15 protein-coding genes are annotated in these 16,557 nt (G+C 67.6%); 7 read left to right on the top strand and 8 right to left on the bottom strand.

Going from position 1 to position 16,557, the window contains the following annotated elements; all coding sequences use genetic code 11:
- Positions 1 to 17: 17 nt before the first annotated feature.
- Complete coding sequence (locus tag ACXZ1E_RS07265) at positions 18 to 491, bottom strand: GNAT family N-acetyltransferase (protein ID WP_458352084.1); 474 nt, start codon at positions 489 to 491, stop codon at positions 18 to 20.
- A gap of 34 nt (positions 492 to 525) precedes the next feature.
- Between ACXZ1E_RS07265 and rlmN the strand changes: the two genes are divergently transcribed.
- Positions 526 to 1,782, top strand: coding sequence for a 23S rRNA (adenine(2503)-C(2))-methyltransferase RlmN (gene rlmN / locus ACXZ1E_RS07260; protein WP_458042691.1), 1,257 nt, complete (start codon positions 526 to 528; stop codon positions 1,780 to 1,782).
- Between the two features lie 19 nt (positions 1,783 to 1,801).
- On the opposite strand, the gene ACXZ1E_RS07255 is transcribed toward rlmN, so the two are convergent.
- Entirely contained in the window at positions 1,802 to 2,524 is a 723-nt protein-coding gene (locus ACXZ1E_RS07255; protein WP_458042690.1) for a phosphotransferase, read from the bottom strand.
- Positions 2,525 to 2,563: 39 nt separating this feature from the next.
- Here ACXZ1E_RS07255 and ACXZ1E_RS07250 point away from each other — a divergent pair, with 39 nt between their 5' ends.
- On the top strand, positions 2,564 to 3,574 hold the full coding sequence (locus ACXZ1E_RS07250) for an aldo/keto reductase family protein (RefSeq protein WP_458042689.1): 1,011 nt from the start codon (positions 2,564 to 2,566) through the stop codon (positions 3,572 to 3,574).
- Positions 3,575 to 3,736: 162 nt separating this feature from the next.
- Here the strand turns inward: ACXZ1E_RS07250 and ACXZ1E_RS07245 are convergent, their stop codons facing one another.
- The 6 genes from ACXZ1E_RS07245 to ACXZ1E_RS07220 all read right to left on the bottom strand — a co-directional run bounded on the left by ACXZ1E_RS07245 (position 3,737) and on the right by ACXZ1E_RS07220 (position 10,760).
- On the bottom strand, positions 3,737 to 4,270 hold the full coding sequence (locus ACXZ1E_RS07245; protein WP_458042688.1) for a ribonuclease H family protein: 534 nt from the start codon (positions 4,268 to 4,270) through the stop codon (positions 3,737 to 3,739).
- A 28-nt stretch (positions 4,271 to 4,298) separates the two neighbouring features.
- Complete coding sequence (gene ppsA, locus ACXZ1E_RS07240) at positions 4,299 to 6,692, bottom strand: phosphoenolpyruvate synthase (RefSeq protein ID WP_458042687.1); 2,394 nt, start codon at positions 6,690 to 6,692, stop codon at positions 4,299 to 4,301.
- Positions 6,693 to 6,751: 59 nt separating this feature from the next.
- A complete protein-coding gene (locus ACXZ1E_RS07235) occupies positions 6,752 to 7,585 on the bottom strand; it encodes a pyruvate, water dikinase regulatory protein (RefSeq protein ID WP_458042686.1) in 834 nt (277 codons plus the stop codon).
- 128 nt (positions 7,586 to 7,713) lie between these two features.
- Entirely contained in the window at positions 7,714 to 8,181 is a 468-nt protein-coding gene (locus tag ACXZ1E_RS07230; RefSeq protein ID WP_458042685.1) for a GbsR/MarR family transcriptional regulator, read from the bottom strand.
- Positions 8,182 to 8,190: 9 nt separating this feature from the next.
- On the bottom strand, positions 8,191 to 9,810 hold the full coding sequence (locus tag ACXZ1E_RS07225; RefSeq protein ID WP_458042684.1) for an ABC transporter permease: 1,620 nt from the start codon (positions 9,808 to 9,810) through the stop codon (positions 8,191 to 8,193).
- Positions 9,807 to 10,760 carry an ATP-binding cassette domain-containing protein gene (locus ACXZ1E_RS07220; RefSeq protein ID WP_458042683.1) on the bottom strand — a complete coding sequence of 318 codons (954 nt, stop codon included), beginning with the start codon at positions 10,758 to 10,760 and terminating at the stop codon, positions 9,807 to 9,809. Before ACXZ1E_RS07220 ends, ACXZ1E_RS07225 begins: the two co-directional genes overlap by 4 nt.
- A 148-nt stretch (positions 10,761 to 10,908) precedes the next feature.
- On the opposite strand from ACXZ1E_RS07220, the gene ACXZ1E_RS07215 reads away from it, so the two are divergent.
- The 5 genes from ACXZ1E_RS07215 (at position 10,909) to ACXZ1E_RS07195 (ending at position 16,469) form a co-directional block, all read left to right on the top strand.
- Positions 10,909 to 11,574 (top strand): GntR family transcriptional regulator, encoded by a 666-nt coding sequence (locus tag ACXZ1E_RS07215; protein WP_458352083.1) that lies wholly within the window; start codon positions 10,909 to 10,911, stop codon positions 11,572 to 11,574.
- The gene (locus ACXZ1E_RS07210; RefSeq protein ID WP_458042682.1) at positions 11,571 to 13,097 is read left to right on the top strand and encodes an MmgE/PrpD family protein; all 1,527 of its coding nucleotides are present in this window, start codon (positions 11,571 to 11,573) and stop codon (positions 13,095 to 13,097) included. The genes ACXZ1E_RS07215 and ACXZ1E_RS07210 overlap by 4 nt, the downstream gene beginning before the upstream one ends.
- Positions 13,098 to 13,233: 136 nt before the next feature.
- Positions 13,234 to 14,133 carry a methylisocitrate lyase gene (gene prpB, locus ACXZ1E_RS07205; RefSeq protein WP_458042681.1) on the top strand — a complete coding sequence of 300 codons (900 nt, stop codon included), beginning with the start codon at positions 13,234 to 13,236 and terminating at the stop codon, positions 14,131 to 14,133.
- A 101-nt stretch (positions 14,134 to 14,234) separates the two neighbouring features.
- On the top strand, positions 14,235 to 15,404 hold the full coding sequence (locus ACXZ1E_RS07200) for a bifunctional 2-methylcitrate synthase/citrate synthase (protein ID WP_458042680.1): 1,170 nt from the start codon (positions 14,235 to 14,237) through the stop codon (positions 15,402 to 15,404).
- Positions 15,405 to 15,482: 78 nt separating this feature from the next.
- Complete coding sequence (locus ACXZ1E_RS07195) at positions 15,483 to 16,469, top strand: cytochrome b/b6 domain-containing protein (RefSeq protein ID WP_458042679.1); 987 nt, start codon at positions 15,483 to 15,485, stop codon at positions 16,467 to 16,469.
- Positions 16,470 to 16,557 lie beyond the last annotated feature (88 nt).

Raw genomic sequence — 16,557 nt, 5'->3', positions numbered from 1 at the left:
AGAACGCGTGAGCCGGCTCAGCCCAACCGCTTGCGTAGAAACACTTGCTGGATGCCGTCATCGCCGTCGACCCGCTCGCTCTCGACGTAACCCTCACGTTCGTAGAGACGCAGGTTCGCCTCACTGAGCGAACCCGTGAACAGTTCCGCCTCGACGGCCCCCGCCGCGCGCCCCGCGGCCTCGACCGCCGCGAGCAGACGCGAGCCGATGCCCCGACCCTGCATGTCGGGCGCGATCGCGAGCCGACCGATCAGCAATAACTCACCGTCGCGTCGGCCGCGGACGGCGCCGACCATGCGAGGACCGAGGAGCGCGACGCATCCGTCGTTCCGCCGCAACTCGGCCTCGAGTTCTGCGAGCGTCTGCGTGAGAGGTGACATGTCGGGCGTGCCGTAGATCAGTGCTTCTTGCACGAAGGCCGCGCGCTGCAGGGTGAGAACTTCGCCGGCGTCCCCGGGGCGGATCGGTCGGACCGAGACGTCTTCTTCCACCTTTTCCACGGTAGCGGTCCCGTAGCCTGGAACCATGTCTTCTCTCCCGCCCGACTCTCCCGTCCGCCCGACGGGGCCGGGTCCCGTGCGCCAGGTACGTCCGGCGACCGAGGGGTGGCAGCAGCAGAAGGATGCCTCGGGCCGGCCGTTGCTGCAGTTTGCGAGCCCGAAGCGCGGCAAGCCTCCGGTGCACCTGGCCGACCTCACGCCCGAAGCCCGCGCCGAGCGCGCGAAAGAACTCGGGCTCCCGGCCTTCCGCGCCAAGCAGATCGCGGCGCACTACTTCCGCCACTACACGTCCGACCCCGCCCTCATGACCGACCTGCCCTCGGCCGGTCGCGAAGAGCTTGTCGCCGGGTTCCTGCCGCCGCTGTTGACCGAGGTTCGGCGTATGCAGACCGACGGCGGCGACACGATCAAGTTCCTGTGGAAGCTGCACGACGGCGCGCTGGTCGAGTCGGTGCTCATGCGCTACCCCGGCCGCATCACGCTGTGCGTCTCGTCGCAGGCGGGATGCGGCATGAATTGCCCGTTCTGCGCGACGGGTCAGGCGGGGTTGACACGCAACATGTCGGCGGCCGAGATCATCGAGCAGATCGTTCGCGCCAACGCCCTGATCGCGGCGGGCGAGCTCGGGGGAAAGCGCTCCGACGATCACAGCATGGAACGCGTCAGCAACATCGTCTTCATGGGCATGGGTGAGCCGCTCGCCAACTACGCGCGGGTCATGCAGGCCGTGCGCGTCATGGTCGCGCAGCAGCCCGACGGCCTCGGCATGAGCGCTCGCGGCATCACGGTTTCGACTGTCGGGCTCGTCCCGGCGATCCTCAAGCTCGCCGCGGAAGACATCCCGGTCACGTTCGCCCTGTCGCTCCACGCGCCCGACGACGTGCTGCGCAACGAGTTGATCCCGGTCAACTCCCGCTGGAAGGTCGACGAGGCGCTCGACGCGGCTCGCAACTACTTCGAGAAGACCGGTCGTCGCGTGTCGATCGAATACGCACTGATCAAGGACATGAATGACCACGCTTGGCGTGCCGATCTGCTCGCCGACAAGCTCAATGCTCGCGGGCGCGGCTGGGTGCACGTCAACCCGATTCCGCTGAACCCGACGCCCGGGTCGATCTGGACCGCGTCCGAGAAGTCCGTGCAGAACGAGTTCGTGCGACGCCTGAACGACGCGGGCATCCCGACGACCCTCCGCGATACGCGCGGTAAAGAGATCGACGGGGCGTGCGGTCAGCTCGTCGCGACGGTCGAGGATGAGGCTGCGGCGGCCGCGACTCCGTGACTCGTCGTTCCCGAGGCGCTCACGTCGCGTTCCAGAGGTCGCGGTAGTAGGCCAACCGGGTCTCGTCGGGTTCGATTCCGTACCCATCGAGAACGGCCCCCTCCCATCCCGGGCCGAAGTTCCACTCCGTCGACATCGCCGCGACCGCGATGTCCGCCCATCGGTCTCCGACGCCGAGCCGTCCGAGATCGACGTGCGCGATCGGGTCGCCGGCGTCCGAGAGCAGCGTATTGGGGGCGCACGCGTCGCCGTGGCAGACGACCAGACCGTCCACCGGGGGCGGGTCGCCGAATCGTGGATCGAGATGGATGCCCCGGCGCGCGGCATCCGCTGTCCGCTGTTCCGCATCCCAGCGCCAGGGGCACCCCACGACCGGTAGTCGATCGTGGAGGGCGCGCAGCCCGACGCCTATCGCGCGTGCCGCGGTAGCAGGCCGCGCGATCCACTTCGGCGCGACCGCGCTCTGACCCGGGATCGTTCGCGTCACGAGCCACTCGAATTCGTCATCCACGCCGTGCGCGACGACCTCGGGGACCCGGATGTGTGGCGCGGCCCAGGTGAGACGCTCGACCTCGTCCGCCATCGACTCCTCTGCGTTCAGCGGACCGAACTTGATGTGCACGTCGCCCGCGCGATACGTCGTTCCGCCCCGCTCGTTGAGCCAGACGGCCCGCACCCCGGAGCCTCCGGCGAGGTGCAGCACGACCGCGGGGACCGGGCCGGTCTCGTGGGGAATGGTCATGACCGCCTCGGGGTGTCACGCGCGGGCTAGCGTAGAGGAATGGTCAATTATCGCTATCTCGGCAACTCCGGCTTCAAAGTCTCGGAAATCACGTACGGAAACTGGGTCACGCACGCGTCCCAGGTGGGCAACGAGGCGGCTATCGCCACGGTGCACAAGGCGCTGGATCTCGGCATCACGACGTTTGACACGGCGGATGCCTACGCGAACACCGCGGCAGAGGTCGTGCTCGGCGAGGCGCTGAAGGGCCAGCGTCGTGCCTCGCTGGAGATCTTCACGAAGGTCTACTGGCCGACCGGTCCGATGGGCCCGAACGACTCGGGGCTGAGTCGCAAACACATCATGGAGTCGATCGACGGTTCGCTCGAGCGCCTCGGCGTCGACTACGTCGATCTTTATCAGGCGCACCGCTTCGACTACGAGACGCCGCTGGAAGAGACGATGCAGGCTTTCGCTGACATCGTCCGCCAGGGCAAGGCGCTCTACATCGGCGTTTCGGAGTGGACGGCCGATCAGCTGCGCGCCGGCCACGCCCTCGCGACGGAGCTGAAGTTCCAGCTCGTGTCGAACCAGCCGCAGTACTCGGCGCTTTGGCGCGTCATCGAGGCCGATGTCGTGCCGACGTCGGAAGAACTCGGCATGTCGCAGGTTGTCTGGTCGCCGATGGCGCAGGGTGTGCTGAGCGGAAAGTACAAGCCCGGTCAGCCGGTTCCCGCGGGGTCGCGTGCCACCGATGACAAGAGCGGCGCGAACTTCATCAAGCGCTTCCTGGATGACGACGTGCTCACCGCCGTGCAGAAGCTCGTGCCGGTCGCCGAGCAGGCGGGGCTCACGATGCCCCAGCTCGCGATCGCGTGGGTTCTGCAGAACCCGAACGTCGCAGCGGCCCTTGTCGGCGCATCGCGTCCCGAGCAGCTCGAGGATTCGGTCAAGGCCTCGGGCGTCGTGCTCGATGCCGACACGATGACCGCGATCGACGACGCGCTGGCTCCTGTTGCGGTGACTGACCCGGCGAAGACCCTCGAGGTCTCGCCCCAGTCGCGCCCGTAGGGGACTCGCACCACCGGCCCGCCGCCCCTACCCGGGGAGGCGGGCCGTTTCGTCGTGCGAGTCCGCCGGTTCTCGCCGAGAGTGCCCTTTATTCGCCGTGGCTAACCGGCGATCTCGGCGTTAACCGGCGCACTCGGCGGAGTGAGGTGCCGGGGTGGGGTGCTAGCGGCCGTTCTTCGGGGCCGAGGATACGTCGAGCACGGGGTGCAGGCCACCGAGTGACGACCAGGCGCTCTCGATGCCTTTCGCTGCGTGCTCCGACGAGCGCACCGCGCGCTCGTCGGCCCAGGCGTTCAGCACATGACCCGAGTGCCCGCGCACGTGCTCCAACACCACATCGGGCATCCCGGCCGCCCGGCGGGCATCGCGCGCCGCGATCAACTGCTCCAGGATGTCGACGTTCTTGGTCGGCGCGCCGGTCGACGTCTTCCAGCCACGCCGCCGGTGCCCGTCCATCCACTTCGTGTAGGTATCGATCGCATACTTCGAGTCGGCCTGCACGACCAGGTTCTCGACGTTCGGGTGATCTTCGATGGCCTTGAGGAGCCCGAGCAATTCGCCGATGTTATTTGTGCCCTCGCGGATGGATCCGGATGCCCAGTGGCCGTCTTCGCCGACCCACGCCCAGCCCGCTGGGCCGGGATTGCCCTTGCAGGCGCCGTCGGTCGCAACAATGTAGGGGGTGGTTTCGCTCACTCGGGCAAGGCTACCTCCGCCCCCGCCCTCACACGGTCGGCGTGGGCGCCTCGGCGGCCAGCCGGATCCACGTTTCCACAACCGTGTCGGGGTTGAGCGAGATCGACTCGATCCCCTCTTCGACGAGCCATTCGGCAAGATCCGGATGGTCCGACGGCCCCTGGCCGCAGATGCCGACGTACTTGCCGCGCGCCCGGCAGGCGGCGATCGCCATCGACAGCATCTTCCGCACGGCGGGGTCTCGTTCGTCGAAGGTCGACGCGACGAGCGAGCTGTCGCGGTCGAGTCCGAGGGTCAGCTGCGTCATGTCGTTCGAGCCGATCGAGAATCCGTCGAAGTAGTCGAGGAACTCATCCGCCAGCAGGGCATTGGAGGGCAGCTCGCACATCATGATGACCTTGAGGTCGTTCTCGCCACGGCGGAGACCGTTCTCGGTGAGCAGCTCGACAACGGCGTGCCCCTCACCGACCGTGCGGACGAACGGCACCATGATCTGCACGTTCGAGAATCCCATCTCGTCGCGGACGTGCCGCAGGGCCTCGCACTCCATGTCGAAGCAGGGTCGGAAGTCGGGCGAGATGTACCGCGAGGCGCCGCGGTAGCCGAGCATCGGGTTCTCTTCGTGCGGCTCGTAGCGGTCGCCGCCCAGCAGGTTGGCGTACTCGTTCGACTTGAAGTCACTCAGGCGCACGATGACGGGTTCGGGCCAGAACGCCGCCGCGATCATCGAGATTCCCTCGGCGACGCGCTGCACGAAGTAGTCCCGCGGTGAGGCATAGGCGGCGGTCGCGGCCGCGATCTGCTGCTTCAGGTCGGACGGAAGGGTGTCGAACTCGAGCAGTGCCCGGGGGTGGATGCCGATCTGTCGGTTGATCACGAACTCGAGGCGGGCGAGGCCGACGCCGTCGTTCGGCAGGCGCGAGAACGAGAACGCCTGGTCGGGCGTGCCGACGTTCATCATGATCTTCACCGGAGCCTTCGGCATCCGATCGAGGTGGGTGAGCTGTTCTTCGAAGTCGAGCAGCCCGCGGTAGACGAATCCGGTGTCGCCCTCGGCGCACGAGATCGTGACCTCGTCGCCGTCGACGAGCAGGCGCGTGGCATCGCCGGTGCCGACCACCGCGGGGATGCCCAGTTCGCGCGCGATGATCGCCGCATGGCACGTGCGGCCACCGCGATTGGTGACGATGGCGCTCGCGCGCTTCATGATCGGCTCCCAGTCGGGGTCGGTCATGTCGGCCACGAGCACATCTCCGGGCTGGAACTCACCCATCTGCGAGACATCCCGCAGCACGCGAACGGGCCCGGATCCGATCCGTTGCCCGATGGCGCGGCCCGCGACGGCGACCTCGCCCGAGTCGTTCAGCACGAAGCGACGGATGACCCCGACATCCGTCCGCGACACGACCGTCTCGGGTCGGGCCTGCACGATGTAGAGCCCGCCGTCGATGCCGTCCTTGGCCCACTCGATGTCCATCGGGCGCCCGTAGTGCTGCTCGATCACGAGCGCATGGCGGGCGAGTTCGGTGATGTCGTCGTCGCTCAGCGAGAAGCGGATGCGGTCGGTCTGCGGCACATCGACGAACGCCGTACTCGCGCCCGCGTGACGGTCGTCGGTGTAGCGCATCGCAATAGCCTTCTCGCCGACCGAACGTTTGAGGATCGCCGGGCGACCCGCCGCTAACGCCACCTTCGACACGTAGAACTCGTCGGGGTTGACCGCGCCCTGCACGACGGCCTCGCCCAGTCCGTATGAGCTCGTGACGAAGACCGCGCCGTCGAATCCGGACTCGGTGTCGACCGTGAACATGACACCGGCTGCCCCGAGGTCTGAGCGCACCATCCGTTGCACACCCGCCGAGAGGGCGACGTCGTGGTGCTCGTAGCCGTGGTGCGCGCGGTAGGCGATGGCTCGGTCGTTGTAGAGCGAGGCGAACACCGAACGGATGGCGCCCAGCACGTTGTCGATGCCTGAGATGTTCAGGAACGTCTCTTGCTGTCCAGCGAAGGATGCATCGGGAAGATCCTCGGCGGTCGCGCTGGAGCGCACGGCCCAGGTGACGTCCTCTTCCGCGGCCTCGCCGGCGTCGGCCGTGAGGCGTTCGTAGGCCGAGCGGATGTCCCGGTCGAGGTCTGCGGGCAGTTCCTGCTCTTCGATCCACGACCTGATCTCCGACCCGGCCGCCGCGAGCCCCGCGACGTCCTCGACATCGACGACCTCGATCCGCCGACGGATGCGGCCCTCGAGTTCGTCTGCGGTCAGGAACGAGCGGTACGCGTCGGCGGTCGTCGCGAACCCTCCGGGAACCTTGACGCCGAGCGCGGACAGGTGCGAGACCATCTCGCCGAGCGACGCGTTCTTGCCGCCGACTCGGGCGACGTCGGCCATGCCGACCTCATCGAACCAGAGGATGTTCGTCATGGGGGAACCTTTCGAAGGGGATGCTCTCGTGGAGCGGACTGGTGTGAGCGGAAAAGGGATTAGGGGCGCAGCTTGAGCGACTGCATGATGACGGCGGACATCTCTTCGACGCTCTTGGTCGAGGAGTTCACGAACGGGATGTGTGCCCGGCGATAGAGGTCTTCGGCGCGGCGCAGCTCGAGGGTGCACTGGGCGAGACTGGCGTAGGTCGAGTTGGCGCGCCTTTCGTGGCGGACCTGACTCAGGCGGAGGGGTGTCGTGGTCAGCCCGAAGCACCGTGTGCGAAACCGCTCGAGTTCGCGGGGCAGGCCCTCGGTCGGGTAGTCGTCGTCGGTGAGGGGGTAATTCGCGACCAGCAGGCCGTATTGTAGCGCCAGGTACATGGTCGTCGGGGTCTTGCCGCAGCGCGAGGGCGCGACGATGACGACGTCCGCCTGGTCGAGCGCGCGAAAGCTCTGGCCGTCGTCGTGCTCGATCGCGTATTCGACGGCTCGCATCCGCGCGAAATAGCGCTCGGTGTCGCCGACGGTGTGGAACTGGCCGAGCTGCTCGGATGCCGTCGTGCCGAGCGCGCCCTCGAGCTCGGTGAGGTGCCCGCTGAGAAGGTCGATGTGGGTTGCCCGCGCTACCCGGATGCTCGCCCCGACCTCGTGCCCCTTGACCGTGCTGAAGACGATCGGCTCGGCTCCCGACGCTCCCGCGGCCTCGATCTCGCGCACGACGGCCTGTGCCGCCGGCACGGAGTCGATGAACGGGATCGTGCGTCGCGAGAAGGTGACGCCGGGGAAGTTGGCGAGCAGCGCGTTGCCGAGCGTCTCCGCCGTGATCCCCGTGCTGTCGGACACGAAGAAGGCCGTGCGATCGGGCTGCGCTGCGCCTATGCCGGTGCTCACCACGAGTGCTCTCTCTCGGGGCGCGGGTGCGCCCTTCGAGTCGAATCTAGGAAAGTTCGACAGGTCTCAGTGCCAGATGAGACCGAAAGTTCGGCAAAACTTACGCGGGCGGTAGGAACTCGCGTGCTCTAGCTGGCGCCGGGCGCGGTGCGTTCGGCCCGCCACTCATCGGCCAGGCGAGGCATCCGCTCGGCGAGATAACGCAAGAAGTCCGCGGTGTCGCGCGCACGATCGACCGAGAGGGGGGCGTCGACGTTCTCGTCGGCGATCGCGTCCATCTGTGTCGCCAGGTTTGCGTAGAGGGGGGCATTCACGGTGATCATGTCAGCCCAGGCGTCGTCGACCAGGTCGTAACGGTCACGCCTGTCACCCGGGCGGGGCAGCCTCTGGATGAGGCGCATCGACACGAGGTACCGCACCGCCCCCGACACCGCAGCCGCGGAGACGCCCAGACGATCCGCCAACTCGGCGGCGGTGTAGCCCTCATCGGGCGAGCCGACGAGCGCCATCATGACGCGCGCAGGCATCCGTGCCATGCCCGCGGCGGCCAGCAGCGCGGCCGCCTGCTCGGCCGGCTCCGTCCCGGAATGCTCCATGATCCGAATCTATCCGCCGCTCACCAGTTCCCGGCGCCGCATGAGGCCGAGCGATCCGATGACACCGACGGCCGCCGCACCGAGCAGCCACCACAGCCCGCGCACGTCGACGGTGTCGCCCTCGATCAGCGGCGCAATGCCCACGGGGGACAGGTCCGTCAGCCACGCCGGAAATCCGAACAGCGGGCCGAAGAGCCCGAGCACCATCCCGAGCAGGACAAGCGTCCAGCCGAGCGCGATCGTCGCCCGCGGCACGACGACGAAGATCAGCGCCGTGACGACGAGGAAGACGGATGCCGCGGCAATCTGTCCACCGCCGACCACCGCGACGTCTCGCATCAGGGCGAGATCGCCGTCCTGTCCGACGATGCCGAGTGCCGCGCCGAGGGCACCGGCGAGCACGACCGCGACGAGGGCGACGAGCCCGATCACGAGGTATCCGCCCAGCCACCGCACGCGGTTGATGGGCGTCGCGAGCAGTACCTCGGCGGTGCCCTGCGTCTCCTCTTGGCGGGCTCGGCAGACGGTCTGCACGGCGGCACACGCGGCGAGGACGCCGAGCATGGTGAAGAAGATCGTCACCGTACCCTGCTCGACGTTTCCGGCGCCGGCGATCTGTTCGAGCAATGCCTGGACAGTCGGGTTCGTCGCCCCGATCTCGGCCACGAGTGACGCGAGCGACGTGGACAGGGCGCCGATGATCAGGCCCCCGACGGCCCAGCCGACCACCGCTTCGCGGGAGAGCCGCCACGTGAGCGCCGCCGACGTCGACAGCGCGCGGGACGCCTCGGTGCGGCCCGCCCGTTCCGCGAGAAAGCTCTCCCCGACATCGCGGGCTCCCTGGGCGAGGGTCGCCCCCGCGACGAGCGCTACCGCCACCGCAAAAGCGATGACCAGGGGCCATCCGTTGTTCGCGGCGAAGGGGCGGGTATTTTCGGCCCACCCGACGGGCGAGAGCCAGGTGAGCCAAGAGCTGTCGATGCGTTGCAGGTCATCGCTCGGGGTGCCCAGCGCATTGCCGAACCCGGCCACGAAGAACAGCACGAGCAGAGTCCAGACGGACGCGGAGTTGGCACCACGGGACGTGCGGAACAGCTGACCCCCGACGAGCCCGACACCGAGGAAGACGAGCCCGACAGAGCCCGCCGCGCCGCCTGCTATGGCCGAGCCGACCGGCTCGAGCCCCGTGGCGATGAATGCCACGGTAACGAGCACCCCGAGCAGCAGGTTGGACAGGGTTCCGTGGATGACGGTGGCCACCAGGGGTGCAAAACGCGATGCTGGCGTGGCGCCGAGCAGCTCCGCACGTCCCGTCTCTTCATCGCCGCGCGTGTGCCGGACGGCGAGGAACGTGCTCATGAATGCCGCGAGCAGACAGAGCCACGGGAGGATCAGGAACGTGATGAACGCGCCTTCGTCGGCGCCCGACGGCAGACCGCGAAACAGCAGGATGACGGGGTTGGCGATGGCTGCTGCGAGCAGGGATGTGCGATCCTGCGCGACCCCATACGACTCGGAGACGCCGATGTACGCGAAAGGGGCGAGGAGAGCCGTGCCGATCGTCCACATCGTGATCTGCAGCCGATCGCGCCGGATACGCTGCCCGAGCAGCGTGCCGACGCCGTTCATCGCGACCCGCCGCCGGTGGTTGTGCTGCGTTCGCCGCTCCGTTCTCCGCTCCGTTCGCCGTAGTGACGGAGGAAAAGCTCCTCGAGCGAGGGCGGGGTGATGTGCAGACCCTGCACCTTCTGGCGGACGAGTTCGGGCAGTACATCCGTGACGGCGTCCGAATCGACGGTGAAGCGCACCCGTCCGTCTTCGACGACGAGGTCGTGCGCCTCGGGGAGTTCGCCGGCGTCCCATGGCGTCGCGGTCGACGCATCGAACGAAACCTCGGTTCGCGTGAGGTGCCGCAACTCTGCCAGGGTGCCTGTCTCGACGATCCGCCCCGCACGGATGATGGACACCCGGTCGCACAGCTGCTCGACCTCGGGCAGGATGTGGCTCGAGAGCAGAACGGTGGCCCCGGCATCCCGGATACGCGCGATCTCGCGGCGGAACACCACCTCCATGAGGGGGTCGAGCCCGCTCGTCGGCTCGTCGAAGATGTAGAGGTCTGCGGGAACCGACAACGCTGCGATGAGGGCCACCTTCTGGCGGTTGCCGTTCGAATAGGCGCGGCCCTTCTTGCGGGGGTCGAATTCGAACGCAGCGATCAATCGATCCTTTCCTTCGCGGAACGCGGGGTCCCGGGTACTCGCTCCTCGAAGGCGCGCGAGAAGGTCGATCGCTTCCCCGCCCGACAAGTTCGGCCACACGCTTACGTCGCCCGGGATGTAGGCGATACGCCGGTGGATGGCGACGGCGTCACGCCACGGGTCGAGTCCGAAGACGGATGCTTGGCCCGACTTCGCACGCGCCAGGCCCAGCAGAACGCGGATGGTGGTGGACTTGCCCGCGCCGTTGGGCCCGAGGAATCCGTGGACCTGACCGTCGGGGACGTCGAGGTCGAGCCCATCGAGGGCGTGCACGCGGCCGTAGTGCTTCGTCAGGCCGCGCGTCAGGATGACAGAGGACATTCTCGGGACGCTACACCCATTTCAGAAAATTGTGAATACTTGCTCTTGTGATGCGGGGTGTTAATCGCCTCAGCGATCCTTGTGTATACGCAGAACGAAGAACGAGGTTCTTTCTGGCACCTAAAGGCACTCTATGTATACAATTAGAGTGTCCGATGATGAGGGGGTGACCGCCGTGCGTGCCAGCGATCGCGCCTACGCGACCCTCCTCGACGAGGTCCAGAACGGTGCCCTTCCGCCCGGAACCGTGCTCGGCGAGGTCGAGCAGGCGACCCGTCTCGGCGTCAGCCGCACTCCCCTCCGTGAGGCACTGGGTCGGCTCGCCGCCGATGGGCTCGTCGTTCAGCAGTCGCCCCGCGTGACGGTGGTCGCAGCGATCGATGCCCGAGGTATCCGCGAGATCTTCGAGGTGCGCAGAGCCCTCGAAGAGGCAGCCGCACGTCTGGCCGCCGAGCGGGGGGATGCGGCGGCCTTCGGCGAACTTGCCCGCGCGTTCGCCGACACCCGTGCAACCGGGCCCGAGAGCGTCGAGGCGTACTACGCGCTGATCGCGCGCTTCGATCGCCAGCTCGATGCATCCGTGGCCAACGACTTCTTGACTGCCGCGCTGCGGAACGTGCGGACGCACCTCGTCCGTGTGCGCCGCTTGGCTCGGGACAACCCCGACCGCTTGGCTGCATCGGCCGCCGAGCACCGGCTCATCGCCTCGGCCATCGCCGCGCGTGACGCAGATCTCGCCGCCCACGCCACCCACGTGCACCTGCACAGCGCTCTCACGAACATCCTCGAAACGCTTCCGGAAGGCACTCTATGACTCAGCTTCACCACGTTCGCGTCCACCGCAGCGACGAGAACCTCGCTCGCGACGGCCAGCTGGCCTGGAAGATCGCCCAGGTCGCTGTCGACACTGTCGCGGTCGAGCCCGCGGTCATCGACATGATCATCAACCGGGTGGTCGACAACGCCGCCGTCGCAGCGGCCTCGCTGACCCGCGCTCCGGTGAGCGCCGCACGTCAGCAGGCCCTCGACCACGCCGTCTCGGCGAACGGTCACGGCGGCACGATCTTCGGATGCACGATCGAGCGCCGGACGAGCCCCGAGTGGGCGGCATGGGCGAACGGCGTGGCGGTGCGCGAGCTCGACTACCACGACACGTTCCTCGCGGCCGAGTACTCTCATCCGGGCGACAACATCCCGCCGATCTTTGCCGTGGCACAACACGTCGGCGCGGATGGTGCCGCGCTCGTGCGCGGGCTCGCGACGGGGTACGAGATCCAGATCGACCTGGTGCGTGCGATCTCGCTGCACAAGCACAAGATCGACCACGTCGCGCACCTCGGCCCCTCGGCCGCCGCGGGCATCGGTACCCTCCTGGGGCTCGACGCCGAGACCATCTACCAGGCCGTCGCGCAGGCGCTACACACGACCACCGCGACGAGGCAGAGCCGCAAGGGCGAGATCTCGACCTGGAAGGCGCACGCCCCGGCCTTCGCGGGCAAGATGGCGGTCGAAGCCGTCGACCGCGCGATGCGGGGCGAGACCAGCCCCTCGCCCATCTACGAGGGCGAGGACGGCGTGATCGCGTGGCTACTGGACGGAAAGGATGCGTCGTACGACGTGCCGCTTCCCGCGCCGGGCGAGGCCAAGCGCGGCATCCTCGACTCGTACACGAAGGAGCACTCGGCCGAGTATCAGGCCCAGGCCTGGATCGACTTGGCGCGCAAGCTCGGGACCGAGAACCCGGCGTTGCGCGACCCCGCGAACATCGAATCGGTCGTGCTGCACACGAGTCACCACACGCACTACGTGATCGGTTCGGGTGCGAACGACCCGCAGAAATACGACCCAACGGCGTCGCGCGAGACGCTCGACCACTCGATTCCGTACATCTTCACGGTCGCTCTGCAGGACGGGGCGTGGCACCACGTCGACTCCTACACGCCCGAGCGCGCCCAGCGGGCGGACACTGTGGCGCTGTGGGACAAGGTCACCACGGCCGAGGACGCCGAGTGGACCCGGCGCTACCATTCCGAGGACCCGACGGAGAAGGCCTTCGGCGGACGCGTCGAGATCCGCATGACGGATGGCTCGACCGTGATCGACGAGATTGCCGTGGCCGACGCGCATCCGCTCGGCGCCCGCCCGTTCGCGCGGGCCGACTACGTCCGCAAGTTCCGGCTGCTGGCCGAGCCCGTGCTCGAGCCGGCCGAGATCGAGCGCTTCCTGGCCCTCGCCGAACGGCTGCCCGACCTCACGGCGGACGAGGTACGCGAGCTCACGATCGTCGCGAAGCCCGGGGTGCTCGAGGCTGCGCCCGCGCCGCGGGGGCTCTTCTGATGTCCGGTCGAGGCTGCCGCGTGTTCACAATTCAGTCCGCAGCGCGCCAGATCGGCCCCGACCGGGCGCCTGACCCCGTTTCGGCACCACAGAGACTGAATTGTGAACGCAGCGTGGCTGCACCGGAGGTTTGCTGATGCTCTACTCCACGACGCCCGCCGCAGAGAAGCGCCGCCTGTTCCGCGAGCGCCTCGGCACGGGTGAGCTGCTCCGCTTTCCCGGCGCCTTCAACCCGCTGAGCGCGCGCTTGATCGAGCGCAAGGGGTTCGAGGGCGTCTACATCTCGGGCGCGGTACTCGCGGCCGACCTGGGGCTCCCCGATATCGGCCTCACGACTCTCACCGAGGTCGCCGGCCGCGGGCAGCAGATCGCCCGGATGACCGAACTGCCCGCGATCATCGACGCCGATACCGGCTTCGGCGAACCCATGAACGTCGCGCGCACAATCCAGACTCTCGAGGATGCAGGCCTGGCGGGTGCCCACATCGAAGACCAGATCAACCCGAAGCGTTGCGGACACCTCGATGGCAAGGCCGTCGTTGACGAGAACACGGCCATCAAGCGCATCCGGGCCGCGGTGGATGGCCGCCGCGACCCGAACTTCCTCGTGATGGCACGTACCGACATCCGTGCGGTGGAGGGTTTGGAGGCCGCGACCGACCGAGCGAAGGCGCTCGTCGACGCGGGGGCCGACGCGATCTTCCCCGAGGCCATGCGCACGCTCGAGGAGTTCGCCGCGATGCGCGCCGCGGTCGACGTGCCGATCCTGGCCAACATGACCGAGTTCGGCAAGAGTGACCTCTTCACGACGGATCAGTTGCGCGATGTGGGCGTGAACATCGTGATCTGGCCTGTCTCGCTGCTGCGGATCGCGATGGGTGCCGCCGGGCGGGCCCTGGACACGCTCGACACCGAGGGGCATCTGGCGGGCAAGCTGGATGAGATGCAGCATCGCGCGGACCTGTACGACCTGATCGACTACGAGCAGTACAACCGCTTCGACACCAGCGTCTTCAACTTCACCATCACGAAGTAAAGAGACCCCGGTCGTTGAGCGAGGAGCGCAGCGACGAGACGAAACACGTTTCGACTCACTGCGTTCGCTCAACGACCGAAACAACGGAAGGAGGCAAGCCAATGACCGACATCGAGATCAAGAAGGGCCTGGCGGGAGTCACGGTCGATTACACCGCCGTCAGCAAGGTCAATCCCGAGACGAACTCGCTGCTGTACCGCGGCTACCCCGTGCAGGAGCTGGCGGCGACCCAGCCGTTCGAGGCGGTCGCCTACCTCTTGTGGCACGGAGAGTTGCCGGATGCCGCGCAATTGGCGGAGTTCGAGGCATCCGAGCGCGCGCAGCGATCCCTCGACGACAACGTCAAGCAGACGATCGATCTGCTGCCGCTCGATTCGCACCCGATGGATGTCGTGCGCTCCGCGGTGTCGGTGCTGGGGGCGGGCGCAGCGGATGTCTCGGACAACTCGCCCGCGGCGGACCTCGCCAAAGCGAAGCTGCTGTTCGCCAAGATCCCGGCCATGGTCGCCTACGACCAGCGTCGTCGACGCGGGCAGGATTCGATCGAGCCCCGCGCGGACCTGGACTACTCGCGCAACTTCCTGTGGATGACGTTCGGCGAGGAGCCCGACGAGGCCGTCGCGCAGGCGTTCAACGTCTCGATGATCCTGTACGCCGAGCACTCCTTCAACGCCTCGACGTTCACGGCTCGCGTCATCACGAGCACGACAGCTGACCTCTACTCGGCCGTGGTCGGGGCGATCGGGGCGCTCAAGGGGGCCCTGCACGGCGGTGCGAACGAGGCCGTCATGCACATTTTCGACGAGATCGGCACAGCCGAGAACGTCGTGCCTTGGCTCGACGAGGCCCTCGCGAACAAGAAGAAGATCATGGGCTTCGGCCACCGCGTTTACAAGAAGGGCGACTCGCGAGTGCCGACCATGAAGACGGCACTAGACACACTGATCGATCACTACGACGCGGCCGATCTGGGAGAGCTCTATGACGCTCTCGAGAGCGAGTTCGTCTCGCGCAAGGGCATCTATCCGAACCTCGATTACCCCTCCGGCCCCGCCTACCACCTCATCGGATTCGACACCCTGACGTTCACTCCGCTGTTCGTCGCGGCGCGCGTGACCGGATGGACCGCGCACATCATGGAGCAGGCCGCGTCGAACGCCCTGATCCGCCCCCTGTCGGCGTACAACGGTGCCGACGAGCGACACATCGAGGGGTACGAGCCCAGCGAGGCCGAGCGAGCTGTGGCGGAGCGGACGGCAGAGGCCGGCTGAGAGCCTTCTCCCGGGTCCGAGCTGCGGGCGGAAGGACGGGGGTCCGCCGAATAGACTCGAGCGGAAGGAGTGGGCCCCATGAAGACGCCGCTGCCGTTCACCCGCACGGCATGGCCGGGGGTTGCGGCGTCGAATCGGGACGCCCCGAAACCGGCTCCCCGGCGCATCCGGGGTCTGACGCGGGGTCAGTGGTTCCTCGCCGTCATGGGTGGCGGACTCGCGATTCTCATCGCGACGGGCATGACGATCGCGCTCGCCCGGTGGTTCGTCAGCCTCGATGGCGTCCGCGTATACCTCGAGACCTACCCCGGCACCTACGCCCCCGCGGTAGCCGTTGCGCCCGGCTTCCCCGCCTGGGTGCAGTGGCAGCACTTCTTCAACGTGTTCCTCATGGTGCTGATCATCCGCACCGGGTGGCAGGTGCGTACGGAGAAGCGCCCCGACGCGTTCTGGTCACCGCGGTCGAACAAGAAGCGCCGCATCAGCCTGAACCTGTGGTTTCACAACGCGCTCGACCTGCTGTGGTTCGCGAACGGCGTGATCTTCGTGGTGCTCCTCTTTGTGACCGGGCACTGGGTGCGCTTGGTGCCGACGAGCCTCGAGGTGTTTCCGAACGCCGTGTCGGCGGCGCTGCAGTACGTGTCGCTGAACTGGCCGACCGAGAGCGGCTGGGCGAACTACAACAGCCTGCAGCAACTGGCTTACTTCACGACGGTGTTCATCGCTGCGCCGCTCGCCGCGATCACGGGAGTCCGGATGTCGGGGGTCTGGCCAAAGAACGCTGCCCGGCTGAACCGGGCTCTCCCGATCGAGTGGGCGCGGGCGCTGCACTTCCCGGTGATGCTGTACTTCGTCGTGTTCATCATCGCGCACGTGACCCTCGTCTTCGCGACGGGGGCGCTTCGCAACCTCAACCACATGTATGCCGGCAACGACGGACTCGGCTGGGCGGGCTTCTGGATCTTCGCCGCCTCGACGGCCGTGATCGTCGCCGCCTGGATCGCCGCGCGCCCCATCGTGATCGTGCCGATCGCGCGGCTGTTCGGCACGGTCAAGACCCGTTGACCGGTTGACCGCCGCGCGCGGGCGAAGCGGGGGTTATCCCCCCGTGGAGTTTCCGGATGCCTCGGGCGCGCGCAGGCGTAGCCCAGGC

The sequence above is a fragment of the Pacificispira sp. HM-600 genome (genome assembly GCF_977993705.1).
Note: the sequence above shows the minus strand (reverse complement) of the source record. Positions and strands in the feature narration are given on the sequence as shown.

Excerpts from the sequence above, each read along its gene's own strand:
- rlmN (WP_458042691.1), top strand. The coding sequence starts at position 526 with ATGTCTTCTCTCCCGCCCGACTCTCCCGTCCGCCCGACGGGGCCGGGT.
- ACXZ1E_RS07255 (WP_458042690.1), bottom strand. The coding sequence starts at position 2,524 with ATGACCATTCCCCACGAGACCGGCCCGGTCCCCGCGGTCGTGCTGCAC.
- ACXZ1E_RS07250 (WP_458042689.1), top strand. The coding sequence starts at position 2,564 with ATGGTCAATTATCGCTATCTCGGCAACTCCGGCTTCAAAGTCTCGGAA.
- ppsA (WP_458042687.1), bottom strand. The coding sequence starts at position 6,692 with ATGACGAACATCCTCTGGTTCGATGAGGTCGGCATGGCCGACGTCGCC.
- ACXZ1E_RS07230 (WP_458042685.1), bottom strand. The coding sequence starts at position 8,181 with ATGGAGCATTCCGGGACGGAGCCGGCCGAGCAGGCGGCCGCGCTGCTG.
- ACXZ1E_RS07225 (WP_458042684.1), bottom strand. The coding sequence starts at position 9,810 with ATGAACGGCGTCGGCACGCTGCTCGGGCAGCGTATCCGGCGCGATCGG.
- ACXZ1E_RS07220 (WP_458042683.1), bottom strand. The coding sequence starts at position 10,760 with ATGTCCTCTGTCATCCTGACGCGCGGCCTGACGAAGCACTACGGCCGC.
- ACXZ1E_RS07210 (WP_458042682.1), top strand. The coding sequence starts at position 11,571 with ATGACTCAGCTTCACCACGTTCGCGTCCACCGCAGCGACGAGAACCTC.
- prpB (WP_458042681.1), top strand. The coding sequence starts at position 13,234 with ATGCTCTACTCCACGACGCCCGCCGCAGAGAAGCGCCGCCTGTTCCGC.
- ACXZ1E_RS07200 (WP_458042680.1), top strand. The coding sequence starts at position 14,235 with ATGACCGACATCGAGATCAAGAAGGGCCTGGCGGGAGTCACGGTCGAT.
- ACXZ1E_RS07195 (WP_458042679.1), top strand. The coding sequence starts at position 15,483 with ATGAAGACGCCGCTGCCGTTCACCCGCACGGCATGGCCGGGGGTTGCG.